At 65.2% G+C, this 24,997-nt stretch carries 31 protein-coding genes and 2 tRNA genes; 20 read left to right on the forward strand and 13 right to left on the reverse strand.

The window, feature by feature from the left end; translation table 11 throughout:
- Positions 1 to 3 precede the first annotated feature (3 nt).
- Entirely contained in the window at positions 4 to 246 is a 243-nt protein-coding gene (locus tag GV035_RS16145) for a hypothetical protein (RefSeq protein ID WP_159836035.1), read from the forward strand.
- Positions 247 to 307: 61 nt separating this feature from the next.
- Here the strand turns inward: GV035_RS16145 and GV035_RS16150 are convergent, their stop codons facing one another.
- The 3 genes from GV035_RS16150 to GV035_RS16160 form a co-directional block, all read right to left on the reverse strand.
- The gene (locus GV035_RS16150) at positions 308 to 1,561 is read right to left on the reverse strand and encodes a tetratricopeptide repeat protein (protein ID WP_159836036.1); all 1,254 of its coding nucleotides are present in this window, start codon (positions 1,559 to 1,561) and stop codon (positions 308 to 310) included.
- Between the two features lie 120 nt (positions 1,562 to 1,681).
- The gene (locus GV035_RS16155; protein WP_159836037.1) at positions 1,682 to 2,362 is read right to left on the reverse strand and encodes a PspA/IM30 family protein; all 681 of its coding nucleotides are present in this window, start codon (positions 2,360 to 2,362) and stop codon (positions 1,682 to 1,684) included.
- A 209-nt stretch (positions 2,363 to 2,571) separates the two neighbouring features.
- Positions 2,572 to 2,991, reverse strand: coding sequence for a plasmid mobilization protein (locus GV035_RS16160; RefSeq protein ID WP_159836038.1), 420 nt, complete (start codon positions 2,989 to 2,991; stop codon positions 2,572 to 2,574).
- Between the two features lie 38 nt (positions 2,992 to 3,029).
- Between GV035_RS16160 and GV035_RS16165 the strand changes: the two genes are divergently transcribed.
- Together GV035_RS16165 and GV035_RS16170 are read left to right on the forward strand one after the other, a co-directional pair.
- Positions 3,030 to 3,350, forward strand: a complete 321-nt coding sequence (locus GV035_RS16165; protein ID WP_236572629.1) for a hypothetical protein — start codon at positions 3,030 to 3,032, stop codon at positions 3,348 to 3,350.
- Positions 3,351 to 3,517: 167 nt separating this feature from the next.
- The gene (locus GV035_RS16170; protein ID WP_159836040.1) at positions 3,518 to 6,079 is read left to right on the forward strand and encodes a penicillin-binding protein 1A; all 2,562 of its coding nucleotides are present in this window, start codon (positions 3,518 to 3,520) and stop codon (positions 6,077 to 6,079) included.
- A 74-nt stretch (positions 6,080 to 6,153) separates the two neighbouring features.
- On the opposite strand, the gene GV035_RS16175 is transcribed toward GV035_RS16170, so the two are convergent.
- From GV035_RS16175 to GV035_RS16185, 3 genes are all read right to left on the reverse strand, one after another.
- On the reverse strand, positions 6,154 to 6,603 hold the full coding sequence (locus tag GV035_RS16175; protein WP_159836041.1) for a copper chaperone PCu(A)C: 450 nt from the start codon (positions 6,601 to 6,603) through the stop codon (positions 6,154 to 6,156).
- A gap of 7 nt (positions 6,604 to 6,610) precedes the next feature.
- Positions 6,611 to 6,973 carry a copper resistance CopC family protein gene (locus tag GV035_RS16180; protein ID WP_159836042.1) on the reverse strand — a complete coding sequence of 121 codons (363 nt, stop codon included), beginning with the start codon at positions 6,971 to 6,973 and terminating at the stop codon, positions 6,611 to 6,613.
- Positions 6,974 to 7,054: 81 nt separating this feature from the next.
- On the reverse strand, positions 7,055 to 7,441 hold the full coding sequence (locus tag GV035_RS16185) for a DUF2946 domain-containing protein (protein WP_236572630.1): 387 nt from the start codon (positions 7,439 to 7,441) through the stop codon (positions 7,055 to 7,057).
- 190 nt (positions 7,442 to 7,631) lie between these two features.
- Here GV035_RS16185 and GV035_RS16190 point away from each other — a divergent pair.
- Positions 7,632 to 7,708, forward strand: a tRNA-Met gene (locus GV035_RS16190).
- A gap of 208 nt (positions 7,709 to 7,916) precedes the next feature.
- Complete coding sequence (locus GV035_RS16195; RefSeq protein ID WP_159836043.1) at positions 7,917 to 8,414, forward strand: heme-degrading domain-containing protein; 498 nt, start codon at positions 7,917 to 7,919, stop codon at positions 8,412 to 8,414.
- 248 nt (positions 8,415 to 8,662) lie between these two features.
- Here the strand turns inward: GV035_RS16195 and GV035_RS16200 are convergent, their stop codons facing one another.
- Complete coding sequence (locus tag GV035_RS16200) at positions 8,663 to 9,010, reverse strand: hypothetical protein (RefSeq protein ID WP_442859592.1); 348 nt, start codon at positions 9,008 to 9,010, stop codon at positions 8,663 to 8,665.
- 317 nt (positions 9,011 to 9,327) lie between these two features.
- On the opposite strand from GV035_RS16200, the gene GV035_RS16205 reads away from it, so the two are divergent.
- From GV035_RS16205 to GV035_RS16230, 6 genes are all read left to right on the forward strand, one after another.
- Positions 9,328 to 9,600, forward strand: a complete 273-nt coding sequence (locus GV035_RS16205; RefSeq protein WP_159836045.1) for a hypothetical protein — start codon at positions 9,328 to 9,330, stop codon at positions 9,598 to 9,600.
- A complete protein-coding gene (locus GV035_RS16210; protein ID WP_159836046.1) occupies positions 9,597 to 9,953 on the forward strand; it encodes a hypothetical protein in 357 nt (118 codons plus the stop codon). Before GV035_RS16205 ends, GV035_RS16210 begins: the two co-directional genes overlap by 4 nt.
- A 196-nt stretch (positions 9,954 to 10,149) precedes the next feature.
- The gene (locus tag GV035_RS16215; RefSeq protein ID WP_159836047.1) at positions 10,150 to 10,437 is read left to right on the forward strand and encodes a DUF1488 domain-containing protein; all 288 of its coding nucleotides are present in this window, start codon (positions 10,150 to 10,152) and stop codon (positions 10,435 to 10,437) included.
- A 193-nt stretch (positions 10,438 to 10,630) separates the two neighbouring features.
- Entirely contained in the window at positions 10,631 to 10,834 is a 204-nt protein-coding gene (locus tag GV035_RS16220; protein WP_159836048.1) for a hypothetical protein, read from the forward strand.
- A 66-nt stretch (positions 10,835 to 10,900) separates the two neighbouring features.
- Positions 10,901 to 11,509, forward strand: coding sequence for a TetR/AcrR family transcriptional regulator (locus tag GV035_RS16225; RefSeq protein WP_159836049.1), 609 nt, complete (start codon positions 10,901 to 10,903; stop codon positions 11,507 to 11,509).
- A 39-nt stretch (positions 11,510 to 11,548) separates the two neighbouring features.
- Complete coding sequence (locus tag GV035_RS16230) at positions 11,549 to 12,661, forward strand: enoyl-CoA hydratase/isomerase family protein (RefSeq protein ID WP_159836050.1); 1,113 nt, start codon at positions 11,549 to 11,551, stop codon at positions 12,659 to 12,661.
- A 39-nt stretch (positions 12,662 to 12,700) separates the two neighbouring features.
- Here GV035_RS16230 and GV035_RS16235 read toward each other — a convergent pair whose 3' ends face one another.
- Complete coding sequence (locus GV035_RS16235; RefSeq protein ID WP_159836051.1) at positions 12,701 to 13,126, reverse strand: hypothetical protein; 426 nt, start codon at positions 13,124 to 13,126, stop codon at positions 12,701 to 12,703.
- A gap of 93 nt (positions 13,127 to 13,219) precedes the next feature.
- Positions 13,220 to 13,462 carry a hypothetical protein gene (locus GV035_RS16240; RefSeq protein ID WP_159836052.1) on the reverse strand — a complete coding sequence of 81 codons (243 nt, stop codon included), beginning with the start codon at positions 13,460 to 13,462 and terminating at the stop codon, positions 13,220 to 13,222.
- Between the two features lie 143 nt (positions 13,463 to 13,605).
- Here GV035_RS16240 and dusA point away from each other — a divergent pair, with 143 nt between their 5' ends.
- From dusA to GV035_RS16270, 6 genes are all read left to right on the forward strand, one after another.
- Positions 13,606 to 14,610 (forward strand): tRNA dihydrouridine(20/20a) synthase DusA, encoded by a 1,005-nt coding sequence (gene dusA, locus GV035_RS16245; RefSeq protein ID WP_159836053.1) that lies wholly within the window; start codon positions 13,606 to 13,608, stop codon positions 14,608 to 14,610.
- Between the two features lie 136 nt (positions 14,611 to 14,746).
- Positions 14,747 to 14,822 (forward strand) — tRNA-His (locus tag GV035_RS16250).
- Positions 14,823 to 14,959: 137 nt separating this feature from the next.
- Positions 14,960 to 15,262 carry a hypothetical protein gene (locus GV035_RS16255; RefSeq protein ID WP_159836054.1) on the forward strand — a complete coding sequence of 101 codons (303 nt, stop codon included), beginning with the start codon at positions 14,960 to 14,962 and terminating at the stop codon, positions 15,260 to 15,262.
- Positions 15,263 to 15,283: 21 nt separating this feature from the next.
- Positions 15,284 to 15,673, forward strand: coding sequence for a DUF5594 family protein (locus tag GV035_RS16260; RefSeq protein ID WP_159836055.1), 390 nt, complete (start codon positions 15,284 to 15,286; stop codon positions 15,671 to 15,673).
- A 59-nt stretch (positions 15,674 to 15,732) separates the two neighbouring features.
- Complete coding sequence (locus GV035_RS16265) at positions 15,733 to 15,936, forward strand: hypothetical protein (protein ID WP_159836056.1); 204 nt, start codon at positions 15,733 to 15,735, stop codon at positions 15,934 to 15,936.
- A 27-nt stretch (positions 15,937 to 15,963) separates the two neighbouring features.
- Positions 15,964 to 16,323 carry a hypothetical protein gene (locus tag GV035_RS16270; RefSeq protein WP_159836057.1) on the forward strand — a complete coding sequence of 120 codons (360 nt, stop codon included), beginning with the start codon at positions 15,964 to 15,966 and terminating at the stop codon, positions 16,321 to 16,323.
- Between the two features lie 13 nt (positions 16,324 to 16,336).
- Here GV035_RS16270 and GV035_RS16275 read toward each other — a convergent pair whose 3' ends face one another.
- On the reverse strand, positions 16,337 to 16,534 hold the full coding sequence (locus GV035_RS16275) for a hypothetical protein (RefSeq protein ID WP_159836058.1): 198 nt from the start codon (positions 16,532 to 16,534) through the stop codon (positions 16,337 to 16,339).
- A 194-nt stretch (positions 16,535 to 16,728) separates the two neighbouring features.
- Positions 16,729 to 18,192 carry an MFS transporter gene (locus GV035_RS16280; RefSeq protein ID WP_159836059.1) on the reverse strand — a complete coding sequence of 488 codons (1,464 nt, stop codon included), beginning with the start codon at positions 18,190 to 18,192 and terminating at the stop codon, positions 16,729 to 16,731.
- 204 nt (positions 18,193 to 18,396) lie between these two features.
- Between GV035_RS16280 and GV035_RS16285 the strand changes: the two genes are divergently transcribed.
- From GV035_RS16285 to gnd, 3 genes are all read left to right on the forward strand, one after another.
- Positions 18,397 to 19,449, forward strand: coding sequence for an NADP(H)-dependent aldo-keto reductase (locus GV035_RS16285; RefSeq protein WP_159836060.1), 1,053 nt, complete (start codon positions 18,397 to 18,399; stop codon positions 19,447 to 19,449).
- 320 nt (positions 19,450 to 19,769) lie between these two features.
- Complete coding sequence (gene tkt / locus GV035_RS16290; RefSeq protein ID WP_159836061.1) at positions 19,770 to 21,863, forward strand: transketolase; 2,094 nt, start codon at positions 19,770 to 19,772, stop codon at positions 21,861 to 21,863.
- Between the two features lie 5 nt (positions 21,864 to 21,868).
- The gene (gnd, locus tag GV035_RS16295; RefSeq protein WP_159836062.1) at positions 21,869 to 22,849 is read left to right on the forward strand and encodes a phosphogluconate dehydrogenase (NAD(+)-dependent, decarboxylating); all 981 of its coding nucleotides are present in this window, start codon (positions 21,869 to 21,871) and stop codon (positions 22,847 to 22,849) included.
- A 52-nt stretch (positions 22,850 to 22,901) separates the two neighbouring features.
- Here the strand turns inward: gnd and GV035_RS16300 are convergent, their stop codons facing one another.
- Positions 22,902 to 23,747, reverse strand: coding sequence for an ABC transporter permease (locus GV035_RS16300; RefSeq protein WP_159836063.1), 846 nt, complete (start codon positions 23,745 to 23,747; stop codon positions 22,902 to 22,904).
- 6 nt (positions 23,748 to 23,753) lie between these two features.
- Complete coding sequence (gene nodI / locus GV035_RS16305) at positions 23,754 to 24,707, reverse strand: nodulation factor ABC transporter ATP-binding protein NodI (RefSeq protein ID WP_159836064.1); 954 nt, start codon at positions 24,705 to 24,707, stop codon at positions 23,754 to 23,756.
- Positions 24,708 to 24,997 lie beyond the last annotated feature (290 nt).

A 24,997-nucleotide genomic window follows, 5' to 3' on the forward strand; every position in this document is an offset into this window, starting at 1 on the left:
CGCATGGCGCTCCCGCCGATAAAGCGGGAGCCCGCGTCGATTGGTTATCATGCGATCTTTGCCATCGCAAAGGCGGCGCAAGCCGTCTTTTTTCTTTTCCACGATGCCTTTTTCAAACCCTTTCGCATGATCCTGCACGCACTCTTGTGGGTGGCGACGTGGGATCAGCTCGAACGCATCTGGGAATTCGTCATCGGCTTCTTCAAGTTCTTGTGGGCGCTGCTGCGTTTCCTGGGCGGTGGCTAAAGCGCGCGCCCATGCAAAAGGCCCCGCGAGCGGGGCCTTGCTGGTCGCTTGAAGTGACTGGTCAGGTATCGCGCCAGTTGTCGTCGTTGCTGCCGAGGTCGAGACCGCCGCCGCCGCCGCCGCTGCCGTCGTCCCAGTCGTTCGATCCGTTGCCGAAGTCCAGGCCGCCGCCGTTGTTGTTATTGTTGCCGAAGTCAAGCCCGCCATTGTCATTGCCGTCGTTGCGGCGTTCGACCGGCACTTCGCGCTCGATCACGCGGTCGCGTCCGTGCGACATCGCTTCGCCGAGCAGCACGCCGGTCAGAAGACCGCCCATGCCGCCGCCGAACCCGCCGCCGCCTTGCTGGATAATGACGGGCGGCTGCTGCCCTTGCTGCGGCGGATACGGTCCCTGCTGCGGATACGGCCCTTGTTGACCATAAGGCGGCTGGCCGCGCCCAAAGCGTTCGGCTTCCTGCGCAAACGGAGACTGGCCGGACGCACCGGGCTGGCCCGCATTCGCCGCATTCGGATCAGGACGTCCTTCGGCGCGCGCCTTCAGGCTCGCCACCTGATTCTCGAGATCGTCGATGGCGTAGGGCGGCACCGGATTCTTCGAGTTCGAGAGCGCCTCGACCATCTCGCGCAGCTGCGTTTCTGTGCCTTCGACATCGCGCAGAAGCGCCTCATGGCCGGGCGCGGTCGACAGCCGCACGTCGAGCTTCAGCGTGCGCACGTCGTTGAGCAACTCGGTGGCGCGCTTGAGCTGCCCGCGACGATCGTCTTCGCTGCGGCCGTCGTCACGCGCGCGGGCGCGTCGCAGGCCCCAGCGCAGCACGAGCGCAATCGCCGCGATCAGCACCGCGAGGCCGATCCACATGCCCATCGACGGACCGTGTTTCTGCGGCGCGGCGGCCTGCTCCTGATTGAACGGATTCAGCGATACCGCGCCGTTCGAGCCGCGATTGGTCGTCGCGTTCGTGCGGCTCGCGTCGTTGCGAATCCGCGCTTCCGTGGACGCGAAGCGCGACGCGTCCGTGAAGCTCAACGACGGATCGAGCGACTTCGCCTGCTGGAGTTGCGAGAGCGCGTCGCTATAGCGGCCTTCGCGGTCCAGCACCTGCGCGTAGAGATAGTGCGCGTGCGCGTTCTTCGGATGCGCGTCGAGCACTTCGCTCAGTTGCGCGTCGGCTTGCTGCCAGTTGCCCTGCGTCATCGACTGCTCGACCTGCTGCGCGGTCGGCACGGCGGCCAGCGCGAGCGGAGAAGCGACCGACAGCGCAAGGGACAGCGCAAGGGACAGCGATAAGGCAAGAGCCGTGAAGGTCTTTTTCATGTGCGGGCCGGGCGTTGCGACGCCCGTCTCCATTCGAAGCTGCGATCGGTGATTGCCAGGACGTCGCAAGGCGGATACCTGAAAGACATGTTCCGCCTGCTCCGGCGGCATGCACCGTGATTACTGCGCCGGCGTATCTAGCTGCTTTTTCAGAGCTTCCAGACGGTCGTCCACCGACGGCCCGCGATTGAGCGCCGCGAGCTTGTCGTCGAGCGCCTTGCCGGACTTCTGATCGGCCGAATTCAGACGCGCGTCGGAGCGGGCGTTCGAGAGCTGGACCTTGTCCTCGAGCTTCTGAAAATCTTCCGACAGATTCTTTCCGCCGATGCCGCCGAGCGCCGTCGCCGCCGTGTCCTTCGCCTGCGCGATTTGCTGCTTCGCCTGAAGAATGTTCGAGCGGGCATTGAGGTCGTTGCGGCGCTGGCGCATGTCGGCGATTTGCTGCTTCAGATGATCGACCGACGGCACGAGCGTAAGCAGTTCGGCCGCGAGCGCGTCGCGTTCGGTCTCGGCGTTGGCTTGCGCTGCGAGCGCCTCGCGCGCGAGACTTTCGTCGCCGCCTTGCAGCGCGCGTTTCGCGCCGTCTTCGTACTTCTTCGCCTTTTCGGCGGCGGCGTCGCGCTTGCTTTGCTGCGTGGCGACTTGCGCCTCGATCTCGATCAGCGAGTTCTCCGCCTTCCCGATGCTGTCGTCGAGCTCGCGCACGATCTGGCGAGCATCGCGCGAGGGATCCTGCATGGTATCGGCGGCATCGTTCAGAAGACCTTTGACGGTGCGCGTGATGGAATCGAAAAGCGACATATATCTTCTCCTGGGTGATGACCACGGCGGGCGCGCCGCGCATCGAATGTGAGGCGCCGCGCCGCGAATGCAAGCGAAGCGGCGCTGCATTCATGCGCGGGTTTACCCGCTTATTAGAGCACGGCGCGACTTAATGTGGACTTAAGCAAGGTGAAGGAATGTAACGGCGAAGCGGGCGCGCGCCGTGAAGAAGAGAAGGAAGGACAGGCTCAGCCGCCGAGGCGTCCGTCTCCGGTCAGCGAGGCGTCCTCGCCGGCGCTTTCGGCGTCGTCGCGGCTGACAGGCACGCTGGCCGTTGCCGCTGTCGATGCCGCGGCGGCCGCAGCCGCGGCCTGCGTCCGCGCGAGGCTCTTGCCCGCGCTCGCGGCGGCTTCGCGCGCTTCGCGGGCTGCTGCCTTCGCGGCGACGCTGCGTAGCGCGACATCGAGCGCATCAGGGGCCTTCGGTGCGCGCAGACGGTCGACGATACCCGCAACCTTGATCTGCTCGCTCGTCGCGTTGAAGTTGAGCACCGCCCGCCGCATGAGTTCGCTCACGCTGATGCCCAGGTCGTCCGCGGTCTTGCTGATGGCGAGCTTTTGCGCGGGGGTCACGAAAACAACGATGCGTTCGGTAGGCTTGGTGGTCATGAGCGGCTCGCAGACAGTAAGGCGATTGCAAACATCGCATGCGCGGTCCCGGCGCGGGGCCGCGTCACTTCGTTACCGCAGGTCGTTCGCCGGTGAAAAAGCCCGGCAATGCGCGTATCCATCATATCGGTTCGCGGGGCCGCTGTGCGTGCTGGCTGACCCGCATCGCCGCCGGATCCCGCGTCTGCGACCAGCGTATGAGCGTGCCCGAAAAAGGACGTCGGATCAACGGCTTGCCTATTTTCTGGTTGTCCACAAGGCTCTCAACACTTTCTGTGGGTAAGCGCACGGTGCCCGAGGCGGGCGATGCGCGCGTCGCGGCGGCATTTGCTTACAAAAAATGCTTGAGCGTTGTGTAGCGGCTCGCCCGAATTCTTTAAAATGTGCCGTTACCCTTCGGTCGGACCGGCTAGCGCATTCGCTCGCCGGTCTTTGCCGCGCCTGCGTCCTTCCGCGCGCGCTTTCATCCGCTTGTAGCGATACGCCGCGCCGTGCGCGCTGCAAAGCGCGCCGAACCATCCCAGTCATGCCTATTATCAAACGCCCCGACTCTTCGAATTCATCGCGACACGATCGCGAGCCCCGCTGGAACGACTCACGTAACGACTCGGGCGCAGGCCGCGACGGCGGCGGCAATGGCCGCAACGGTGGCAATGGCCGTAATGGACGCAACGGCCGTAACGACGGCGAGAATCGCGGCGGGCGCAATGGCGGCCGTTCGGTGTTCGCGCGCATCGCGCTGTGGTTCGCGGGTCTCGCGGCGGTGGCGGCGGTGGTCGGCGCGCTCATCGTGGGCTATGCGCTCGTCGTGATGGAGCCGAACCTGCCATCGCTCAATGCGCTCATCGACTATCGGCCGAAGGTGCCGCTGCGCGTCTACACGGCGGATCACGTGCTGATCGGCGAATTCGGCGAAGAGCGGCGCAGCCTCGTGCGCTTCCAGGACATTCCGGACCAGATGAAAAAAGCGGTCCTCGCGATCGAGGACTACCGTTTCTACGATCACGGCGGCGTCGATTTCGTCGGCATCCTGCGCGCGGGCGTGACCGACCTGATGCACGGCGGCGCATCGCAGGGCGCAAGCACGATCACGATGCAGGTCGCGCGCAACTTCTTCCTCTCCAGCGAGAAGACGTACACGCGCAAGGTCTACGAAATGCTGCTTGCGTACAAGATCGAGCGCGCGCTCACGAAAGACCAGATTCTCGAGCTGTACATGAACCAGATTTATCTCGGCGAGCGCGCGTACGGTTTTTCCGCCGCCGCGCGCGTCTACTTCGGCAAGGATCTGAAGGACATCACGCTCGCCGAAGCCGCGATGCTGGCGGGCTTACCCAAGGCGCCGTCCGCGTATAACCCGGTCGTCAATCCGAAACGCGCGAAGGTGCGCCAGCAGTACATTCTGAAGCGCATGCTGGACCTGAACTTCATCACGCGCGAACAGTACGACCAGGCCGTCGCCGAGGACATCCACACGAAGTCATCCGGCACCGAGTACGGCGTGCATGCGGAATACGTCGCGGAAATGGTGCGGCAGATGATGTACGCGCAGTACAAGGAAGAGACCTACACGCGCGGCCTGACAGTCACGACGACCATCGATTCCGCCGATCAGGACGCCGCCTACCGCGCCGTGCGCAAGGGCGTGATGGACTACGAGCGGCGCCACGGCTATCGCGGGCCCGAGGGCAACATCGCGCTGCCGCCGGCGGCCGATGACCGCGCCGAAGCCATCGAAGATGCGCTCGTCGATCATCCGGACAATGGCGATCTCGTCGCGGCGGTGGTCACGGCGGCAAGCCCGAAGCAGGTGAGCGCGCAATTCGTCGGCGGCGATACGGCGACGATCTCGGGCGAAGGCTTGCGCTTCGTGGCGGCGGCGCTGCGCAGCAATGCGTCGAAGGCACTCGCGATCAGGCCGGGCTCGATCATCCGGCTGACGAAGGACGCCAAGGACAACTGGCAGATCACGCAGTTGCCGCAGGTCGAAGGCGCGCTCGTCTCGATGGTGCCGCAAGATGGTGCGATTCGCGCGCTCATCGGCGGCTTCGACTTCAACAAGAACAAGTTCAATCACGTCACGCAGGCGTGGCGGCAGCCGGGTTCGAGCTTCAAGCCGTTCATCTACTCGGCGGCGCTCGACAAGGGTCTCGGGCCGGCGACCATCATCAACGATGCGCCGCTGTACTTCCCGGCACCCGCAGGCGGCGAACCGTGGGAGCCGAAGGACGACGATCAGCCCGACGGCCCGATGTCGATGCGCGCCGGCTTGCAGAAGTCGAAGAACCTGGTGTCGATCCGCATCCTGTCGTATATCGGCACCGGCTACGCGCAGGACTTCGTCACGCAAAAATTCGGCTTCGATAAGGACAAGACGCCGCCGTATCTGCCGCTCGCGCTCGGCGCCGGGCTCGTCACGCCGCTGCAATTGAGCGGCGCGTATTCGGTCTTCGCGAACGGCGGCTATCGCATCAATCCGTATCTGATCGCGCAAGTCGCGGATGCGCGCGGCACCGTGATCTCGCGCGCCGATCCGCTGACCGCGGGCGCGAATGCCCCGCAAACGCTCGAACCGCGTAACGCGTTCGTGATGAACAGCCTGTTGCATACGGTCGCGACTTCGGGCACGGGCTCGGGCACGAACGTGCTCAAGCGCAACGACTTGCAGGGCAAGACCGGCACGACCAACGACGCGAAGGACGGTTGGTTCGCGGGGTACCAGCATCAGCTCGTCGCGGTGGCGTGGATGGGCTACGACCAGCCGAAGTCGCTCGGCACGAAGGAGTTCGGCGCACAGCTCGCGTTGCCGATCTGGGTCGAGTACATGGGGCGCGCGCTGCGCGGCATCCCGCAACAACAGATGCCGATGCCCGATGGCGTGACGACCATCGACGGCGAACTCTTCTATGCGGACCGCACGCCGGGCGCGGGCTTCGTCGCGAGCATCGGTCTCGACAATACGAATCCGATGGCGGGCGATTCGACGACCGCCGGCGGCGTCGGTCCGGCCGGCATGCAGGCGCCGCCGGTGCCGCAAGTCACGACCGACGAGCGCAAGCAGATCATGGACATGTTCAACCGGCCTTGACCGGGCTTCGGCTCGGCTTCATGAAAAAAAACGCGCCGTGGCTGGCGCGTTTTTTTATTTCCGCTCTGTGACGACTACTTCCCGACCGTCGCGGCCGACTTCACGGCGCAGTCGACGTTGAGCGTGCTCTTGTCGGCGAAGGTGAGGGTAAGCGGAATCGTCGAGCCGATCTTGAGCGGCTTGGCCGGCTCTTCCATCATCAGGTGATAACCCTTCGGCGCGAATTGCAGCGCGCCGTGCGCGGGGACGTCGACGGTATCGACGGGCGCCATCGTGGCCGTGCCGCCCTTGTTCTCCGACTTGTGCATCATCGTCATGCCGAACGCGGGGCTGTTCGCCGCGGTGAGCGTCGCGGGCGTGTCGCCGTTGTTCGAGACGACGAAGTAGCCCGACGACGGCAGGCTCGGCGGCATCGCGCGGACCCAGCAATCATGCGCTTCGAGCGCCGCCGCGTGCGCGGCGCTGACCAAGGTGGCGAACGACGCGCAAGCGAGCGCGCCCGAGAGAAGTGTGTTTTTTTTCATAGCGGCCTCACTTGACCGTAAAGTTGTAGTGACCTTGCGTGCGATGACCGTCGGCTGCGACCGCCGTCCACTGCACCGTATAGACGCCCGGCGCGAGATTGCCGAGGGCGACGCTCATGTGCTTCTTGTCGTTGGCATCGACGGCCGATTTCTCGGTGTTGACCTGCGTGCCGTGCGCGTTCGTGACGAGCATCGAACTGAAAGTCGGCTCCAGCCGTTCGCCGAACTCGATGGAGACTTCGTGCGGCGCGCTGACTGTCGCGCCGGGGCCGGGCTGCTGAAGCTTCGGCAGCGCGTGAGCGAGCGCGAGTGGTGCGGCGGCGGCGAGCGCGAACGCGAGCGCGCCGCGCAACGCGGATCTAAACGTCATGGTGTGTCCCGTCGAAAGCATGATGTCGCGACGCTGGCTCGCCTTCGGATGTGGCGCGCAGGCGTGCGGGTGATGTGCGAATCAGCCGAAGGCGGGCGGTGCGCGCGGCTGGGCGTCCGCGAACCGCCGATGATAGGGCCCGCCGATGGCGCGGGCCGCGGCGAACAATGCGCGCGGCAAGCTCGCCAATGGAGTCGTGCGAGGGAACGTCGGGGGCGCCGGTGCGTGCGCGACGAGGTCGCAATATCCGCAGGCGTCGAGATGGCTGACGGCGGTGTGGCCGGCATGGCGCACCGCGTCGCCGTCCTGCGTATCTGTGCCCGATGCGCAGATAGAAGCGAGCAGGGCGTCGAAGCGTTCGGCTTTGAGCATCTGCGATGCAATGGGCGCGAGCGAGAGAAGCAGCATCGCGCACACCGCCGCCATGCCGCCGATCTTTCCCGTGATGCCGCGCCGCAAGAGATGCATGCCGTGTGTCGAACCCGATGACCGATACGCTGAGCGGACGATTATGCCATGCGCTAAAGCGCGGCCTTCGTGATGTGCGTCATCAACGAAGAGTCGAATCGACGCAGTGCGATGCGCTCTTATCTTGCGTTGATTGAAATCGGCGATTGCTTTTCCATAAGCAATGCCCTATAATCTTTTCTTCGACGGACGCGGGGTGGAGCAGTCTGGCAGCTCGTCGGGCTCATAACCCGAAGGTCGTAGGTTCAAATCCTACCCCCGCAACCACATTCAAGGGGTTACAGTGCTTCGGCCTGTAACCCCTTTCTGTTTTTTCAGCCGTCACTAGAACAAAGCGAAGATCCGTTTGGTTCTACGAACGTCAGTATTCCTACCGAAGCGGCTACCGCCGGCCACGCGCAAACGCGCACCCCACAAGCCCGTGTCAAAATCACACATCCACATCAGACACAACGCTAACCAAGAGGCGTCGCCCATGGACATCCCGCACGACTTGCAAACCATCGCGCATCAGGAAAAAACCCTCGTCTTTCCGCAGTTTCACGCCGAGCAGGCGTGGCAGCTCGGCACGCAGTTGCGGGAGATGGCGCTTGCGCGGGATGCAGCAGTTGTCATCGATGTGCGCACGTTCGGGCAGCGGCTTTTCTTTGCCGCGCTCGATGGCGCGACGCCCGACAACGCCCGCTGGGCCGAGCGCAAATCGAAGACGGTCGAGCATTTTCGTCGCAGCTCCTATGCCATCGGGTTGACGCTGCAACAGGCGGGCACCACGCTCGCGGACAAGTTCGGCCTCGATCCCGCGCAGTACGCGGCGCACGGCGGCGGATTTCCGATCCGCGTGGCGAGCGCGGGTGTCATCGGCTCGGTGACCGTGTCGGGGCTGCCGCAGCGCAGCGATCATCAGATGGTCGTCGAAGCGGTGTGCGCCGTGCTCGGTGAGAGCTTTGCCGCGCTGTCGCTGGGTCGCAGCTAGGGGTTAAGCAACGCTGCGTCCCAGAGGTCATGCCCGCCATCGGCACGTCCAAAGCGTCATCGCGATGGCTTCACGCGCGTGCTGACCGGGCCAGTCGTGGCGGATGCGGCGTTTCGCTCCACCTCTCGACGTCGACGCTGCTCGCGCCGCCGGTGGATATCGCGCAGGATGGCGAGCGCATGCGGCTTCTCGCGCCCGCGCTCAAACGGATACCGCATGGTCAAAGGCTCGCGCAAAGCCAAAGCCCTCTACTTACACCGAACGATCATCGACCGGTTTTTCACGTTCGCCGAGATCACATTGGTGATCCCGCCGCCCGTCGGTCCACCTTCCTCGTTGTCCTTCGAGACGATGTCGTAGCCCGTCGCGCCGCACGCCTTGCCCGCGAGCACATAGCAGCTCGCCCAGCTCGAACCGGCGTCGGCGCCGCTGCAATTGACGGCATAGCCCGTCTGGCCATCCGGCAAATTGATGAGCGACGCCTCATTTGACGACGCGCACGCGCCCAGGCTCGCCATCACGAGCACGGCCGCGCCGAGAGCGGCCGCGCGCAACGCATTCGGCATCGCGCTTGCGCGCGTCGAGAGCCGGCGCATCGGCCGATCGTTTCGATTCATCTTTCCCTCGTTGAAGCAGATTGGGTGACACAGGACGCCGGCAGAATCCAACGATCTGCCGCCGTATTTTTGGGATGAGCATTGTCCCATACGGCGCCTGCGCCACGCGAGAACGCGCCGCCGCGCGAGGCAGCGCGGGCGCAAGCCTTGCGAAGAGTGTGTCGAGAACTCGCGCCCCGCATTCCCGTCATAAGGCCGTGAACTATTTGCCGGGTCACGCGCCTTAATGCTGAGGCATCGGTTGGATTTGCCGTCGAGCGCACGCGCCAGCCAGAACACATACGGAGGCAACAACAATGGTCGAAAGAGTGACGGGCCCGTATCGAGGGTATTACATCAGCGCGTCGGCGCGGCTCGGTTCCACGCATGACGAGAAGGACGGTCACGCCGGCACGCCCATTTACGTCGGTTCGGTGAGTTTCGCCCAGAACGGCCCGGACGCGCCGCGCCACTTCGAGGCGCTCGTCGATCTCGGACCCGAGCGGCGTTTCGCCAGCGAAGACGAGGCGCTCGCGCACGTCGAACAAGCGGCGCGCGACTACATCGACCGATTGCTGCAACCGACATGATGCGTCCGATCCATCTGCGCCACGCGGTGCTCTACGATATCGCGAACTGTCTCGTCGACCTGTTTCCGAACGGCGCGGACATCATCGAGATCGGAGCCGACGTCACGCCTGCGCTCTTCGTGAGCTGGCGCACGGGCGGGGTGGCGAATCACGCGGGCAATATCGGCTGGGGCGTGCATTACCGCTTCGACGCGCGGGTGCTGCGCGACTATCCGCATCTGTCCGATGACGCCCGGCTGCGCGTCTGCGAGCGCGTGCGGGACATGACCCGTTCGCTCGTCTTCAATTACGCGGACCCGCTCGCAAGCTCGCTGCTCGTCGTCGATGTGAACGACGACGTGCTGGACGCCTGAACTCGCCTGCGCGCCGCGCCGCTGGACCGCGCTGCGCGAGCGCGAGTACCATAGTCCGCGAATCGATTCTTGCGCACGGCAGCGGAACGACAACCAAACGGCAGGGAAACGGCGCTTTGCGTACGCCGGCGAGTGCCTGAACCTCATCGCGTGCGGGGCCTTGCGCCGCCCGCCGCGCCCGATCCACGAGAGTCTCATGAACATTCGTTTTCTTTCCGACGCGCCCGATTACCGCGACTCCAATCTCACGATCGAATTCGCCGCGCTGGTCGATGGCCGGCGCGTGCCGTGCGCGATTTCGGTCGAGGCGCTCGAAGACCACTTCGGCGCGAAAACGTGCGACAGCACGGGCTGGATCGACGCATTCGATGCAGGTCGCGCGCGCATTGAAGCGGTGGCGCGTGAACATCTGCAAGTCACGAACGGCATGCCGGTGCTGCTGAAGAGCGGTCATTTTCCCCCCGGGCGCGTGATCGCCGCGTGAGGCGCTGATCCGCGCGACGCGTGAGCCGGCCGCCACACCCGCGAATTACCGCCGGCCAACGCTTTCGCGCGGCGCATCAACGGAGTAACATCGCGTCAATGTGCCGCATGCGATGCGATTCGCGCGGCACGTAACTTGCTCCGAGGCATTCGCTTCACGAGAGCAGCCATTATAAAAATCGCGCGGGGTCGTCATGCTTCTTTCTTTCCTGCACTCGCTCGTCGAGTCCAATGCACTTTGGCTCATCTGGGCGGCAGTCGGTGTCCTGATTCTCGGTTTCTGCATCGTGTTCGCGTCGGTCGTGTTCGCGTCGGTCGTGCTCGGCGATTCGGACGAGCCGCTCTATCGCGCGGCATCCGCATCGCGCCGCGACGACGACGGCCAGATGATGGTCTAACGGGCGCGGGTGCAGAGACTCACGACCGTCACGCCACCGTCACTTCCACCGCGAATCCACAAAGGCATGAGTCTCGACGACGCACGCGCGCGCCAGTTACGGCAGCAGAAGCAGCAGCAGCGCAACGCGCTTCGTGAGCGCATACTCGACGTTTCGCGCGGCATCGTCAAAAGCGAAGGGCTCGCGTCGCTCTCCATGCGCAGGCTCGCGGAGGCGATCGACTACTCGCCCGCGGCCTTGTATCTGCATTTCCGAAGCCGAGGCGAGATTGCCCGGGCGTTACGCGATGAAGGGTACGCGCAACTGCGCGCGGCTTTCGCGCCTCACGCGGGCACCACGGACGCCGCCGCGCGTCTGAAAGCGATGGCGCGCGCCTACGTGGACTTCGGGCTCGCGGAGCCGCAAACGTATCGCCTGATGTTCATGGACGGCTCGCAAACGACCGATGACAACGCCGCGATGCTCGCGCTGATCGCGGACGCGTTCGTCGAAATGCGCGCGGCGAACCGGCTTGTCAGGCTGCCGTCCAGCGCAGCGCCCGCCGCATGCGCGCGGGCTTTCTGGGCCAACCTGCACGGCATCACCGCGCTACAATTGAACGGCGCGGCGAGCGCCGGCGTCGCGGCGGCAGAGCTTGTCGAATTGTCGCTCGATGCGTGGCTCGCCGCCTGCTGAGTGAAGTGACCGTACGGACCGTTTCGACCTCACGACACGATGACCACCGAAGACATTCGTATTGACACAGCCAACGGCATCGGCTTCATTACGCTCGATCGTCCGAAAGCTCTAAACGCGCTGACGCCCTCGATGCTGCACGCGATCGGCGAGGCGCTGCGGGCGTGGCGTCACGATCAGGCGATTCGCGCTGTCGTCGTCTACAGCCCGCACCTGCGCGCGTTTTGCGCGGGCGGCGACATCCGTTTCCTCTATGAAGCCGCGAAAACCGGCGACCGCGATTCCATCGACGCGTTCTTCACGGAAGAGTACAAGCTCAATCACGCCATTTTCACGTTCCCGAAGCCGTATATCGCGGTGGTGAACGGCGTCGTGATGGGCGGCGGCATGGGCATTTCGCAAGGCGCGCATCACACGGGCGGACTGCGCATCGTCACGCAGTCCACGAAGATGGCGATGCCGGAAACACGCATCGGACTCTTTCCGGATGTCGGCGTGAGCTGGTTCCTCGCGCGTGCGCTCGGCGCGATCGGCCGCTACCTTGCCGCGACGGGCGCGAGCATCGGCCCCGCCGACGCGCTTTACGCCCGCCTGGCCGACGCGTATCTCGACGACGGCGCGCTGCCCGGCCTGATCGAATCGCTGCGGCATCAGCGTTTTCTGGATGGCGTCGCGATCGTGCGCTTCGTCGAGAACGAGACCACGAAGTACAAGGTCTCGCCGATTCCGGACACGAGCGCCCTCGCGCAGGCGCGCGCGCTCATCGACAAGCATTTCGCGGCGGGCAACGGCGCGGCCATTCTGGCGTCGCTGGAGCGCGACGCGGATGCGTCCGGCAACGAATGGGTCCGCGCGACGGCGGCGGCATTGCGCGAGCGTTCGCCGCTGTCGGTAGACGTTTCGCTTCAGCAAGTGGACCGTGCGCGTTTCTCGACGATGGCCGAAACGCTGCGCCGCGATCTGGATCTCACGCGTTCGGTGTTCGAGCGGGGCGACGTGCTCGAAGGCATCCGCGCGCGCATCGTCGACAAGGACGATCAGCCGCAATGGAAAGTGGCGCGCGCCGAGGACGTGCAGGCGCAACAGGTCGACCGCATGTTCGACAGCGCGTGGACGCCGGCGACGCACCCGCTGCGCTCACTGAAAGACTGAAGCGTCGGGCGGCCCTTCGTGGCCGCCTGCGTGTGCGGCTCAGCGCGCTTCGCTGCCCGCCATGAATGCGCGCATGAAGACGAGCGCGCCCCAGCCCCAGATGGCATTTGCGATGAAACCGGGCGCGAGACGCGGCAGCATGTTGCCGCTCGGCCAGATGCCGCGCGCCGGATCGATCACGAACACGCTCACCGCCGTGAGAACGATGCCGCCGAACACGAGCGCGCCGATCCACGGCGCGCGGTGTTCCGGCGCAACGCGCAGCAGCCACGCCATCACCACGCCGAAGACCGCGCTCCACAGCGCATTGGCGATGAACTCGGGAATGCCGAGCGGCAGAAACGGTGCGGTTGAAAAACCGGCGGCGTCGATCAGCCCGGCCGCATGCAGCAGCGCGAGCGTCGATTCGCGAAAGAAGAGTGCGGCGAGAAAACCGGAGACGAACGGCAGAATGAGTTTTTGCATTGGCTGGACCGCTGGCGGGCGAGAACGCGGTTCGCGCGATGATCGGGACGAGCGCCATTATAGGGGCGCACGCCCGCCAGCCGGTGCCGGCGCTTATTTCGCGATGGCGTCGCTCGCGGGACTGTGATGCAGCATGCGGTCGCTGTTCGGCGGCGCGGCGGGGCGCTTGACCGGCATGTTGTCGGGATTGTCGGGGCGCGCGGCGCTCGCTGCGGGCGAACCGGGCGCGCTCGGCGGCTTGACCATCGATGCGCCTTCGTCCGGCCGCGCGGTTTGCGCGTGTGCGGCCAGCGCCGCGCAGAGCAGCGCGCTCGCCGCGATCCATAGCTTCGTCATGTGAGTCTCCGCGAGGGCCGACGCACACAGGCGTCGTATGTTCGTGTGACAGCCGTGCGCGCGAAAGATTCTGGCAGGGGCCCGACGAAACACGCGTGTCGCACTGCGGTAAAATCGCCGATTAGCCGAAACCGACGTCTGCCATGCCCGCCGCTCTCAAAACCAGTCCCCGCCGAGTATCCGTTGCACCGATGATGGACTGGACTGATCGCCACTGTCGCTCGCTGCACCGGGCCATCTCGCGGCACGCGTGGCTGTACACCGAGATGGTGACGACAGGCGCGCTGCTTCACGGCGATGTCGCCCGGCATCTCGCGTTCACGCCAGATGAAGCGCCCGTCGCGCTGCAACTCGGCGGCAGCGAACCGGCTGATCTGGCGAAGAGCGCGAAGCTCGGCGAACAGTGGGGCTACGACGAGATCAACCTGAACTGCGGCTGTCCGTCGGAGCGCGTGCAGCGCGGCGCGTTCGGCGCGTGCCTGATGAAGGAGCCGCAACTGGTCGCGGCTGGCGTCAAGGCCATGCGCGATGCGGTGTCGATTCCGGTGACGGTCAAACATCGCATCGGCGTCGATGCGGTCGAGGACTACGCGTTCGTGCGCGATTTCGTCGGCACGGTGGCGCAAGCGGGCTGCGAGGTGTTCATCGTCCATGCGCGCAACGCGATTCTCAAGGGCCTGAGCCCGAAGGAGAACCGCGAGATTCCGCCGCTCAAGTACGAATACGCGTACCAGTTGAAGCGCGACTTCCCGCACCTGGAGATTTCGATCAACGGCGGCATCACGACGCTCGACGAAGTAGACGAGCACCTGAAGCATGTCGATGGCGTGATGCTCGGGCGCGAGGCGTATCACAATCCTTATGTGCTGGCGGGCGTCGATACGCGTTTTTACGGCGCGACGACGCCCGTGCCGACGCGCGAGGAAATCGAGGCGCAGTTGATCGACTATGCGCGCACCGAACTCGCGCGCGGTACGTATCTCGGCGCGGTGACGCGGCATGCGCTCGGTCTTTATCGCGGTGTCGCGGGCGCGCGCGGATGGCGGCGCACGCTGTCGGACAATCGCCGGCTCGCGAAGGGCGATCTGACCATTTTCGACGAGGCGCGCGCTCACTTGCGCGAAGCCGCGGAAGCGGTCGAGCAGTAGCCGCACGCTTCGTCGCAAAAGAATGCTCGGCGGGGCTAGGCAAGCGAAAACTTTGTTCGTATAATCTCGCTTCTCGATTGGCAGGCAATCTTGCCGATGCGAGAAAGCGTGAAGCAGTAGTCAGCATTAGTCAGCGGTGGCTGTAGCTCAGTTGGTAGAGTCCAGGATTGTGATTCCTGTCGTCGTGGGTTCGAGTCCCATCAGCCACCCCAAAAGAATTCATACGAAAAGCCCAGTCATCGCGACTGGGCTTTTTGCTTTTCCGGCCTCCAACACAGCACACGCGTTCAACGTTCATCGTGCTAGCATCAACAGACCACCACCCCGAACGACGACCATGGAGGCAGCTATGGCTACTTTGGCGATCGACGGCGTGCGTTGGGTCAACGACCGCGTGACCAACGTGCGCTGGGGCAGCTTCGATTCCGCCACGAACGACTGGGCGGCGCCGACCACCATCGTGGATGTCCATCAAGTCGTGGACGCCATCAAAAGCGGCAAGGAAGTGCGCACACTTTTCAGGCTGGGCGGGCGCACGTTTCTCGGACCCAAAGTGACCGCGCTGCCGTACTCGAACGGCCACGTCGGCATCGAGGCGCGCGTGCAGGAAGGGCAGATCGAGAAGTCGCTGGAAGACCTGCCGCCCGTCTGAGTCCGGTTTGAGAGGAAGGCGTTGAATCCCGAACAGGCGCACAGGTTCGAAACCGACATCTTGCCGCGCATCGCCGAGGGCGTGGCCCGCGTGGTCGATCAGAAACTACGCGTGGAAATCATGCCCGGCGGCAACCCGCACGAACCGGCGCGGCTGCGCGTGAGCGCGCCTCCGTCGGACCTCGACGCGCGCACGCGCCGTTATCCTTTCGATATGAACGTCATCCTGACCTGGGACGACGAAGAGATCGCGCGATTGCTGCGTCCCGGCGGCGACGCGCGCCTGCAACGTTATCTCGATGCGCTCGGCGACAAGCTGCGCGCATGGCAGGACGCACGCGAAGTCGATGTTCCGACGCGCTCGCAAGCGGAGCCGTCGGTGCTGCTCGGCGGTCTCGACTTTGAGGCGTGACCGTCGAGATCGCTCGCGCCGTGCTTGCCGGAATCACTTACGCGAACGTGGAGGATGAGATGGCATCGTCGAATGAAGGCAAGCTGCGTGCATTCGTGCAAACGGCGGAACAGGCGGGCGGCTTCGTGTGGGTCATCACGCTCGTCGATTTCGCGGCGGGCGAAGTCAAACGCGCGATGGTGTCGGAAGACAATTTCGCGACCGCCGACGCCGCGCGCGATGCGGGCAACGATCGCCTGAAGGCGATGTCAAGCGACCGTTAATGCGTTGAGCGTGGACAGCGACGAGGCATGACCGAGGATCGAAAGCAAGACGCCGCCGAAGCGCGGCAAGCGCGTTTTCGCCGCTACGAAGCGGCCGGGGAAGCGTCGATCCGCGCAGATCTGGAAGAAGCCGCGCACGCCGACTCTGAAACCGCGGACAAGCGGGCATGGCTGCACGCGAAGGACGCCGCGCGCCACGACGAACAGTTTCGGGCGATGTTCGCGTCGGTGTCATCCGCGAACGACGCCGCGCAGCTCGCCCGCGAATCCGCGGAAGCCTCGCGCCGTTCGGCGTTCTGGACGATGATCGCGGCGCTGGCGGCCGCCGCCGGCGTCATCGTCAACATGGCGATTGCGCTCGGGTGGCTCGACGGACTGAGACGCTAGACGCCTGCGAAGCCTAGATCGTCCACCACGCGCGCGCGCTCGGCTCGCCGTCGAGCGCGCGGAGGAAGTCGTCCGCGAAGGCGTCGGTGGCGGTGTGCCATTCGGGCGTGCCGGTCGGCAGCTCGTCGGGATTCTTCAGCTCGCGCGCATGGCGGATAACGGCGACCGCTTCGCTCAGAGCGGCCAGGGATTCGAGGCTTTGCAGGTTCATACGCGCGTTTACGGCGGAAGGGCGCAAACCTTTAGCGGCGTCTGGGCGGTCCGAACGACCGTTCCCGGCCCTGGAAGCCTCTTAAACCGTGCAAGCCTTCCAAGCGTTTCAAGCCCTCATGCGCTGCAAGCTTTCCAAGCCTCGCAGCCCCCAATCGCTCAGGACCGATCGAGCTCTCCGCGCGCTTGCGCCTCCTATCCCTCACGCGCCTCACCGCTCCCAGCCTTTCCCTTCCCATGCCCCGAAACCAGTGCACCGGCGTCCTTCGGAAGACGGCGCAGATCGATCACGCCCAGCGCCCCGACAAGCGCCACGATCAAAAACGCCACGCCAAAATCCTCTGGCCCGATGGAATGCGCGTCGTGCCCGTGCAGCCATTCGCCGATACGCAGAGCAATCGCGCCGACCGCGACGCCCACGCCCATCGACATCTGAAACAGCGTGCTCGATAACGCCGACGCGCCGCTCATCTGCGTCTTCGGCACATCCGCGAAACTGAGCGTATTCAGCGCGGTGAACTGCAACGAGCGCGACAAGCCGCTCGCGAACAGCACGGCGACAATCACGAGCCGGGGCGTGGAGGGCGCGAGCAGGCTCATCGCGGCGAGCGAGAGCGCGGCAATCAGGCCGTTGACGACCAGCACCGGCCTGAAGCCGAAGCGCCGCATGACGGGCGTGGTGACGACTTTCATCGCGAGATTGCCGGCGAAGACGGCGAGCGTGAGAAGGCCCGACTCGAACGCGTTCATGCCGAAGCCGACCTGAAACATGAGCGGCAGCAAAAACGGCGCGGCGCTGATCGCGATCCGAAAGAGCGACCCGCCGCCCATCGCCACTGCGAAGGTGTGCACCTTCAGCGCCGACAGATCGACGACCGGCTGTTTCGCCTGCGCGAGATAGCGCCACGATGCGAAGCCCGCCACAGCGCCCACCGCGACAAGGGCGCCGACGAGCGTCCACGGCGCGTCGTTGCGGCCGACGAGTTCCATCGCATAGAGCAGCGTCGTGCAGGCGATGCCGCAGAGCGCGAAGCCCGGGAAATCGAAGCGGCGGCTGGCGTCTTCGCGCACGTTGCCGATATGGCGCAGCGTCAGCAGCAAGCCGATCACGCCGAGCGGCACGTTCAGATAGAAAATCCAGCGCCAGGACGAGTACGTGGTGATGAACCCGCCGAGCGGCGGCCCGATGACCGGCGCGACGAGCCCCGGCCATGTGATGATGGCAATCGCGCGCATCAGTCCGTCTTTCGGCGTCGCGCGCAGCACGGCCAGGCGTCCGACGGGCACCATCATCGCGCCGCCGATGCCCTGCAGCACGCGCGCCGCCGCGAACGCCGGCAAGGTGGACGTCGCGCCGCACAGCACGGAGGCCGCCGTGAAGACGGCGATCGCGCTGCCGAATACGGTGCGCAGGCCGAAGCGGTCGGCCGCCCAGCCGCTGATCGGAATGAACACCGCCAGCGTCAGGAGATAGGCGGTAATGCCGAGGCTCATGTCGGCCGGATGCACGCCGAACGAGTGCGCCATCTGCGGCATGGCCGTCGCGATGATCGTGCCGTCCAGGTTCTCCATGAAGAAAGTCGCGGCGACGAGGGAAACGATCAGCGACGAACCGGGTTTCGCGTCGTCGGACTGGCTGGGCGTCGTGGAGGATGACATCGGCTGCGTCGGTTTCGTCGTTGGAGGGCGATATCCGCGAGCCGCATCAAGCGAATTGCAAGCTTGACGACCGGTCCTGCGGCATCGCGAAGCCTTGCATTCTAGCGGCGGAGCAGACCTTGCGCGCCTATGGTAGTTTCTGCGGTTGTCGGCCATGCCGCCGTGGATTTTCGCCAGCAGGCACCAACAAAAAGGAACCAAGCGATGAAGTATCGGAAACTGGGCGATTCGGGCGTCGACGTGAGCCTCATCGGGCTCGGCACCATGACCTGGGGCGAGCAGAACACCGAAAGCGAGGCGCACGAGCAGATCGACTATGCGCTCGCGCAAGGCGTGAACCTGATCGACGCCGCCGAGATGTACCCGGTCCCGCCGCGCCCGGAAACGCAGGGGCGCACCGAAGAGGCCATCGGCACGTGGCTCGCGAAGAACGCGGGCAAACGCGGCGACATCGTGCTCGCCACCAAGATCGCCGGGCCCGCGCGACAGCCGCACAATCCGCGTCACATTCGCGGCGCGGGCAACCAGTTCGACCGCAAGAACATCAACGAGGCGATCGACAGCAGCCTCGAGCGCCTGCAGACGGATTACGTCGATCTGTATCAATTGCACTGGCCGGACCGCAGCACGATGACGTTCGGCCGTCCGGCGTATCCGTACATCGACGACGAATACACGGTGCCGATCGAGGAAACGCTCGCCGCGCTCGGCGATCTGGTGAAGGCGGGAAAGATTCGCTCCATCGGCGTGTCGAACGAAACGCCGTGGGGCGTCTCGCAATTCCTGCGCGCAGCGGAGAAGGCCGGGCTGCCGCGCATCGTCAGCATTCAGAATCCGTACAGTCTCGTGAATCGCACGTTCGAACTGGGCCTGTCCGAGTTCACGCACAAGGAAGGCATCGGGTTGCTCGCATATTCGCCGCTCGCGTTCGGCTGGCTGTCGGGCAAGTACGAGGGCGGGGCGCGTCCGGCGGGCGCGCGCATCACGCTTTTCGAGCGGTTCCAGCGTTACAGCAAGCCGCAGGCGATCGCCGCGACGACGTCCTACGTCGAACTGGCGAAGCGCCACGGTATGAGCCCGGCGCAGCTCGCGCTCGCGTTCGTCAACTCGCGGCCGTTCACGACGAGCACGCTCATCGGCGCGACGTCGATGGCGCAGTTGAAGGAGAATATCGCGAGCGTGGACATCGAACTGTCCGATGAAATTCTCGCGGAGATCGAGGCGCAGCACGAACGCCAGCCGAACCCCGCGCCGTAAATCCGGCCACCGCGCCGCGAATGTGTCAGCATTGACGTTCCCATGCTTTCGCGGCTCTTGAAGCCGCTTGCACGATCCGGGCGAGGCTTGATCGCATCACGCGATGAAGCCTCGCCCGGCTGAAACACCGGACGCGCAGCGAAGGCCGCGCGTTCGCGTCCTGCCGAAAGCCGCCGCGCCAGCATGAAACGGCTGCGCGCGACCGCTCGCACTCGGGCGCGGCGCCTGTTGCCAAGGCACTGCGCTTGCTCGATGGTCCTGGTTGCCGCTGAGGCGCCCCTCGTGCCTCAGCGCGCTCTTCGAGAAAGGAGTCGTCGCTCATGTCTCAAGCAACACCTCAGTCCCAAGATCTGGATCGCCTCACGATCGACACGATCCGCACGCTGTCGATGGACGCCGTGCAGAAGGCCAATTCCGGCCACCCCGGCACGCCGATGGCGCTCGCCCCCGTCGCGTTCCATCTCTGGCAATACCATCTGCGCTATGACCCGGACGCGCCGCTCTGGCCGAACCGCGACCGCTTCGTGCTCTCCGTCGGGCACGCGTCGATGCTGCTGTATTCGCTGCTGCATCTCGCGGGCGTGAAGGAAGTGGACGAGAGCGGCAAGCCGACCGGCAAGCCCGCCGTGTCGCTCGACGACATCAAGCAGTTCCGTCAGCTCGACAGCAAGACGCCCGGGCACCCGGAATTTCGCATGACAACCGGCGTCGAGACGACGACCGGGCCGCTCGGGCAGGGCCTCGGCAACAGCGTCGGCATGGCGATGGCGGCACGCTGGAAGGAAGCGCACTTCAACAAGTCGGGCGCGCCGCTCTTCGACTATCGCGTCTACGCGCTCTGCGGCGACGGCGACATGATGGAGGGCGTCTCGCACGAGGCGGCATCGCTCGCGGGGCATCTGAAGCTCTCGAATCTGATCTGGATCTACGACAGCAACCGCGTGACCATCGAGGGCCACACGGACCTCGCGTATAGCGACGACGTGGAATCGCGCTTTCGCGGCTACAACTGGAACACGCTGCACGTCGACGACGCCAACGACGCGAACGCGCTCGAAGCCGCGCTCAAGGAGGCGAAAGCGACGACCGACAGGCCGACGCTGATCGTGGTGAAGAGCATCATCGGCTGGGGCGCGCCGAACAAGCAGGACACGGCGGCGGCGCACGGCGAGGCGCTCGGCGAAGAGGAAATCAAGCTCGCGAAGAAGTTCTACGGCTGGCCGGAAGACGCGCAATTTCTCGTGCCCGACGGCGTCATGCAGCACTTCGCCGAAGGCATGGGCGCGCGCGGCAAGGCGGCGCACGCGCAATGGAAGCAACGCTTCGACGATTACGAGAAGCAGAACCCGGATCTGGCGAAACAGCTCTGGCAGATGCTCGAATCGAAGCTGCCTGACAACTGGGACGCCGACATTCCCACGTTCGAGCCGGACGCAAAGGGCATCGCGACGCGCGAATCGTCGGGCAAGGTGCTGAACGCGATCGCGCAGCGGGTGCCGTGGATGATCGGCGGCGCGGCGGACCTTTCGCCGTCGACCAAGACGAATCTCAAGTTCGAAGGCGCGGGCAGCTTCGAGCACGACAACTACGCCGGGCGCAATCTGCACTTCGGCATTCGCGAGCACGGCATGGGCTCGGTCGCCAACGGGCTCGCGCTCTCGAACATGCGGCCGTTCGCGTCCACGTTCCTCATTTTCAGCGACTACATGAAGCCGCCGATCCGCCTGTCCGCGATCATGGAAGTGCCGGTGATCTACGTGTTCACGCACGATTCCATCGGCGTCGGCGAGGACGGCCCGACGCATCAGCCGATCGAGCAGCTCGCGTCGCTGCGCGGCGTGCCGGGCCTCTGCACGCTGCGCCCGGCCGATGCGAACGAAGTGAGCGAGGCGTGGCGCGTTGCGCTGTCGTTTCCGAAGGAGCCGTCGTGCATCGTCGTCACGCGCCAGCCGCTGCCGACGTTCGACCGCACGAAATTCGCGTCGGCCGAAGGCGTGCGGCGCGGCGCCTACGTGCTCGCGGACGCCGACGGCGGCAAGAAGCCGGAAGTCCTGCTGCTCGCGACGGGCAGCGAAGTGTCGCTGTGCGTCGAAGCGTGGGAGAAGCTCACGGGCGAAGGCATCGCGGCGCGCGTCGTGTCGATGCCGTCGTGGGACATCTTCGAGAAGCAAGATCAGGCGTACAAGGATTCGGTGCTGCCGCCGGACGTGCATGCGCGCGTCGCCGTCGAGCAGGCCGCGACGCTCGGCTGGGACCGCTACGTGGGGCGCTTCGGCGCGACCATCGTGATGCATACGTTCGGCGCGTCGGCGCCGTTGAAGGCGCTGAAGACGAAGTTCGGCTTCACGCTCGAAGGCGTCTACGAAGCGGCGAAAAAGCAGATCGAGCGCGTCAAATCCGTGGCCGGGGAGTGATCGACATGCAAATTGGCATCGTAGGTTTGGGACGCATGGGCGGCAACATCGGCCGCCGCCTCATGCGGGACGCACATGAGTGCGTCGTGTACGACCACAATCCGCAGGCCACCGACGCGCTCGCGAGCGAAGGCGCGACCGGCGCGAAGGATCTGGGCGATCTCGTGTCGAAACTCGCCGCGCCCCGCGTGATCTGGCTGATGCTGCCTGCCGGCAAGATCACCGAGGACACGCTTGCCGATCTGCACAAGATCCTGCAAGCCGACGACGTGGTGATCGACGGCGGCAACAGCTTCTACAAGGACGATATCCGCCGCGCGGCGCAGTTCAGGGAACAGGGCGTGCATTACGTGGATGTCGGCACGTCGGGCGGCATCTGGGGGCTGGAGCGCGGCTACTGCATGATGATCGGCGGCGACGAGGCCGTCGTGCGGCGGCTCGATCCGATCTTCGCGACGCTCGCGCCCGGACGCGGCGACATTCCCGCGACGCCCGGCCGTGAAGGACGCGATCCGCGCGTCGAGAACGGCTACATGTATTGCGGGCCGGTCGGGTCGGGGCACTTCGTGAAGATGGTGCACAACGGCATCGAATACGGGCTGATGCAGGCGTACGCGGAAGGCTTCCACATCCTGAAGCACAAGGAATCGCCCGATCTTCCGAAGAACGAACGCTATTCGCTCGACCTCGCGGATATCGCGGAAGTCTGGCGGCGCGGCAGCGTGGTGTCGTCGTGGCTCCTGGACCTGACGGCGGGCGCGCTCGCCAGCGACGGCGAGCTCGAACGCTTCTCGGTCGAAGTGGCCGACAGCGGCGAAGGGCGCTGGACGATCGAAGCGGCCATCGAGGAGGCCGTGCCCGCGCAGGTGCTGTCGGCGGCGCTGTACACGCGCTTCCGTTCGCGCGACGCCGAACTGTTCCCCGAGCGCATGCTTTCCGCGATGCGTTTCGGCTTCGGCGGCCACAAGGAGTTTCCGGTGAAGTGACGCGCTGCGCTTCATGACACGGCGATGGACCGCGACGGTCCATCGCCGTTTCTTATTTCATCATGCGTCGCCGGAACAGCCATGCGCAGGCGAAGAACGGCAGCACGGCATACGCGGTCAGCACGCCCGCATGCAGCGCGAAGCCATCGAGCGGACGGCCGAGCATCGCGGGGCGAATCAGTTCGACGGCGTGGACGAGCGGCAGCGCCTGCGTCACGTGCTGCGCGAGCGCGGGCAACTGCGCCACGGGAAAGAACACGCCGGAAAGCAGCAGCATCGGCGTGAGCGCGAGCGTCTGATAGAACATGAAGAAGTCGTAGCTCGGCGCGAGCGCGGTGACGATCATCGCGGTGCTCGCGAAGGCGAGCCCCGTCAGCACGATGACGGGCAGCGCGATGAGCATCGACGGAAAACGGGCGTAGCCGAGCGCGCCCGCGACCAGCATGATCGCGACGCCCGACAGCACGGACTTGCTCGCGGCCCAGACCACTTCGCCAAGCACGATATCGCCTAGCGTGAGCGGCGTGTGCATGATCGCCTCCCACGTGCGCTGCACGTGCATGCGCGAGAAGCCGGAGTACATCGCCTCGAAACTCGCGGACATCATCACGCTCGACGCAACGGTGCCGGCTGCGAGAAACGCGATATACGACACGCCCTCGACGTGCCCGACCATCAGCCCGAGACCGAGTCCGAGGCCGAACAGATAGATCATCGGGTCGGCGAGATTGCCGATCATCGAGGCGACAGCGAGTTTCTTCCAGACGAGGTAGTTGCGCCGCCAGACCGACATCCAGTGCGTCGCGTTGGCGGGCAGCGCGTTGGTGAACGGCGCGACCTCGCGCGGGCGCGCGCTGGCGTTCCGGGTTGCGACGCGCGGTTGATCGTAGGTTTCCATCGCGTTTCAATCCACCATTTCGCGCCCGGTCAGGCGCAGAAAGACGTCTTCCAGATTCGCCGGACGATGCAGATAACGCACGCCTTCGCGCCCCTTGACGCGCGCATGCACGGCTTGCGGATCGTCGACGTAGCAAAAGAGCGTCTCACCGCTCACTTCCATGCGCTCGACGAGCGGCGCCAATTCCGCGGCGAGCGCCTGCGGATCGGGGCCGTAAATCTCGATCACGTCTGAGCCGATCACCGACGCGATCAGGTCGCGCGGCCGTCCTTCCGTGATCTTTCGGCCTTCTTCGATGACGCAGACGCGGTCGCACAGGCGCTCGGCTTCTTCCATGAAATGCGTCGTGAGCAGCATGGTCTTGCCGCGCGCGAGCAGCGAGCGCAGCCGCTCCCAGATCAGATGGCGCGCTTGGGGATCGAGGCCGGTCGTGGGCTCGTCCATGATCAGGACGTCGGGATCGTTGACGAGGGCGCGCGCCAGCGTGAGGCGCCGCTTCATGCCGCCGGACAATTCGCCGACGCGCGCATCCGCCTTGTTTTCGAGCCGCGCGAATTCGAGCAGCGACGGCACGAGCGCGTCCATGCGCGCGCCCGCGATGCCGAAGTAGCGGCCGAAGACGACGAGGTTCTCGCGCACGCTGAAGTCGGGATCGAGGTTATCGAACTGCGGCACGACGCCGACGCGCTCGCGGGCGAAACGCGCACGCGACGGCACCGGTTCTCCGACGAGCCGGATCGTTCCGTGATCGGGCGATGTCATGCCGAGCAGCATCTTGAGCGTCGTCGTCTTGCCCGCGCCGTTCGGGCCGAGCAGGCCGAAGCATTCGCCTGGGCGCACGTCGAAGGACAGGCCGTCGACGACGTTTTTCGCGCCGTAGCGTTTTACGACTTCGCTGAATTCGATTGCGGGCGCGCCGTCCGATTCGGCCTCGCGCTCGAGCGATGTGCGCTGTGTCATGCGTTTCCTGCGGGGGAAATCCAGCGAGCTAGTGTAATCGAATGCACCAGTGCGGCGCTTGAGTCGAGCCGAAGCGGTGCTTCTCATTCGTGACGAGAATTGGCCGATGTCGGGGAATCCTTATACGGCGGGCGTTGCGGGCGTCTGGCACGGAGCCAGCTAGCGATTTGTCGGGCAAAGTGCGCGTCGGCGCGCCGCTGCAGGAAGTTAGCGTTTTCCATCGTTGCCACGTCCGTCGCGGCACAGGATCATGAAGTTAAGCCGCAGTCAATCTGCGCTGCGGCAGGGAG

Origin of the sequence: Burkholderia sp. 8Y, from assembly GCF_902506145.1 — a bacterium.
Classification (GTDB): Bacteria; Pseudomonadota; Gammaproteobacteria; order Burkholderiales; family Burkholderiaceae; genus Caballeronia.

Excerpts from the sequence above, each read along its gene's own strand:
- tkt (WP_159836061.1), top strand. The coding sequence starts at position 19,770 with ATGTCTCAAGCAACACCTCAGTCCCAAGATCTGGATCGCCTCACGATC.
- GV035_RS16265 (WP_159836056.1), top strand. The coding sequence starts at position 15,733 with ATGGCATCGTCGAATGAAGGCAAGCTGCGTGCATTCGTGCAAACGGCG.
- GV035_RS16205 (WP_159836045.1), top strand. The coding sequence starts at position 9,328 with ATGGTCGAAAGAGTGACGGGCCCGTATCGAGGGTATTACATCAGCGCG.
- GV035_RS16300 (WP_159836063.1), bottom strand. The coding sequence starts at position 23,747 with ATGGAAACCTACGATCAACCGCGCGTCGCAACCCGGAACGCCAGCGCG.
- GV035_RS16215 (WP_159836047.1), top strand. The coding sequence starts at position 10,150 with ATGAACATTCGTTTTCTTTCCGACGCGCCCGATTACCGCGACTCCAAT.
- GV035_RS16240 (WP_159836052.1), bottom strand. The coding sequence starts at position 13,462 with ATGACGAAGCTATGGATCGCGGCGAGCGCGCTGCTCTGCGCGGCGCTG.
- GV035_RS16285 (WP_159836060.1), top strand. The coding sequence starts at position 18,397 with ATGAAGTATCGGAAACTGGGCGATTCGGGCGTCGACGTGAGCCTCATC.
- GV035_RS16185 (WP_236572630.1), bottom strand. The coding sequence starts at position 7,441 with ATGCATCTCTTGCGGCGCGGCATCACGGGAAAGATCGGCGGCATGGCG.
- GV035_RS16195 (WP_159836043.1), top strand. The coding sequence starts at position 7,917 with ATGGACATCCCGCACGACTTGCAAACCATCGCGCATCAGGAAAAAACC.
- GV035_RS16175 (WP_159836041.1), bottom strand. The coding sequence starts at position 6,603 with ATGAAAAAAAACACACTTCTCTCGGGCGCGCTCGCTTGCGCGTCGTTC.
- nodI (WP_159836064.1), bottom strand. The coding sequence starts at position 24,707 with ATGACACAGCGCACATCGCTCGAGCGCGAGGCCGAATCGGACGGCGCG.
- GV035_RS16170 (WP_159836040.1), top strand. The coding sequence starts at position 3,518 with ATGCCTATTATCAAACGCCCCGACTCTTCGAATTCATCGCGACACGAT.
- GV035_RS16145 (WP_159836035.1), top strand. The coding sequence starts at position 4 with ATGGCGCTCCCGCCGATAAAGCGGGAGCCCGCGTCGATTGGTTATCAT.
- GV035_RS16160 (WP_159836038.1), bottom strand. The coding sequence starts at position 2,991 with ATGACCACCAAGCCTACCGAACGCATCGTTGTTTTCGTGACCCCCGCG.
- GV035_RS16225 (WP_159836049.1), top strand. The coding sequence starts at position 10,901 with ATGAGTCTCGACGACGCACGCGCGCGCCAGTTACGGCAGCAGAAGCAG.
- GV035_RS16155 (WP_159836037.1), bottom strand. The coding sequence starts at position 2,362 with ATGTCGCTTTTCGATTCCATCACGCGCACCGTCAAAGGTCTTCTGAAC.
- GV035_RS16280 (WP_159836059.1), bottom strand. The coding sequence starts at position 18,192 with ATGTCATCCTCCACGACGCCCAGCCAGTCCGACGACGCGAAACCCGGT.
- GV035_RS16230 (WP_159836050.1), top strand. The coding sequence starts at position 11,549 with ATGACCACCGAAGACATTCGTATTGACACAGCCAACGGCATCGGCTTC.
- GV035_RS16255 (WP_159836054.1), top strand. The coding sequence starts at position 14,960 with ATGGCTACTTTGGCGATCGACGGCGTGCGTTGGGTCAACGACCGCGTG.
- dusA (WP_159836053.1), top strand. The coding sequence starts at position 13,606 with ATGCCCGCCGCTCTCAAAACCAGTCCCCGCCGAGTATCCGTTGCACCG.
- GV035_RS16235 (WP_159836051.1), bottom strand. The coding sequence starts at position 13,126 with ATGCAAAAACTCATTCTGCCGTTCGTCTCCGGTTTTCTCGCCGCACTC.
- GV035_RS16210 (WP_159836046.1), top strand. The coding sequence starts at position 9,597 with ATGATGCGTCCGATCCATCTGCGCCACGCGGTGCTCTACGATATCGCG.
- GV035_RS16165 (WP_236572629.1), top strand. The coding sequence starts at position 3,030 with ATGCGCGGTCCCGGCGCGGGGCCGCGTCACTTCGTTACCGCAGGTCGT.
- GV035_RS16220 (WP_159836048.1), top strand. The coding sequence starts at position 10,631 with ATGCTTCTTTCTTTCCTGCACTCGCTCGTCGAGTCCAATGCACTTTGG.
- gnd (WP_159836062.1), top strand. The coding sequence starts at position 21,869 with ATGCAAATTGGCATCGTAGGTTTGGGACGCATGGGCGGCAACATCGGC.
- GV035_RS16270 (WP_159836057.1), top strand. The coding sequence starts at position 15,964 with ATGACCGAGGATCGAAAGCAAGACGCCGCCGAAGCGCGGCAAGCGCGT.
- GV035_RS16200 (WP_442859592.1), bottom strand. The coding sequence starts at position 9,010 with ATGCGCCGGCTCTCGACGCGCGCAAGCGCGATGCCGAATGCGTTGCGC.
- GV035_RS16180 (WP_159836042.1), bottom strand. The coding sequence starts at position 6,973 with ATGACGTTTAGATCCGCGTTGCGCGGCGCGCTCGCGTTCGCGCTCGCC.
- GV035_RS16275 (WP_159836058.1), bottom strand. The coding sequence starts at position 16,534 with ATGAACCTGCAAAGCCTCGAATCCCTGGCCGCTCTGAGCGAAGCGGTC.
- GV035_RS16150 (WP_159836036.1), bottom strand. The coding sequence starts at position 1,561 with ATGAAAAAGACCTTCACGGCTCTTGCCTTATCGCTGTCCCTTGCGCTG.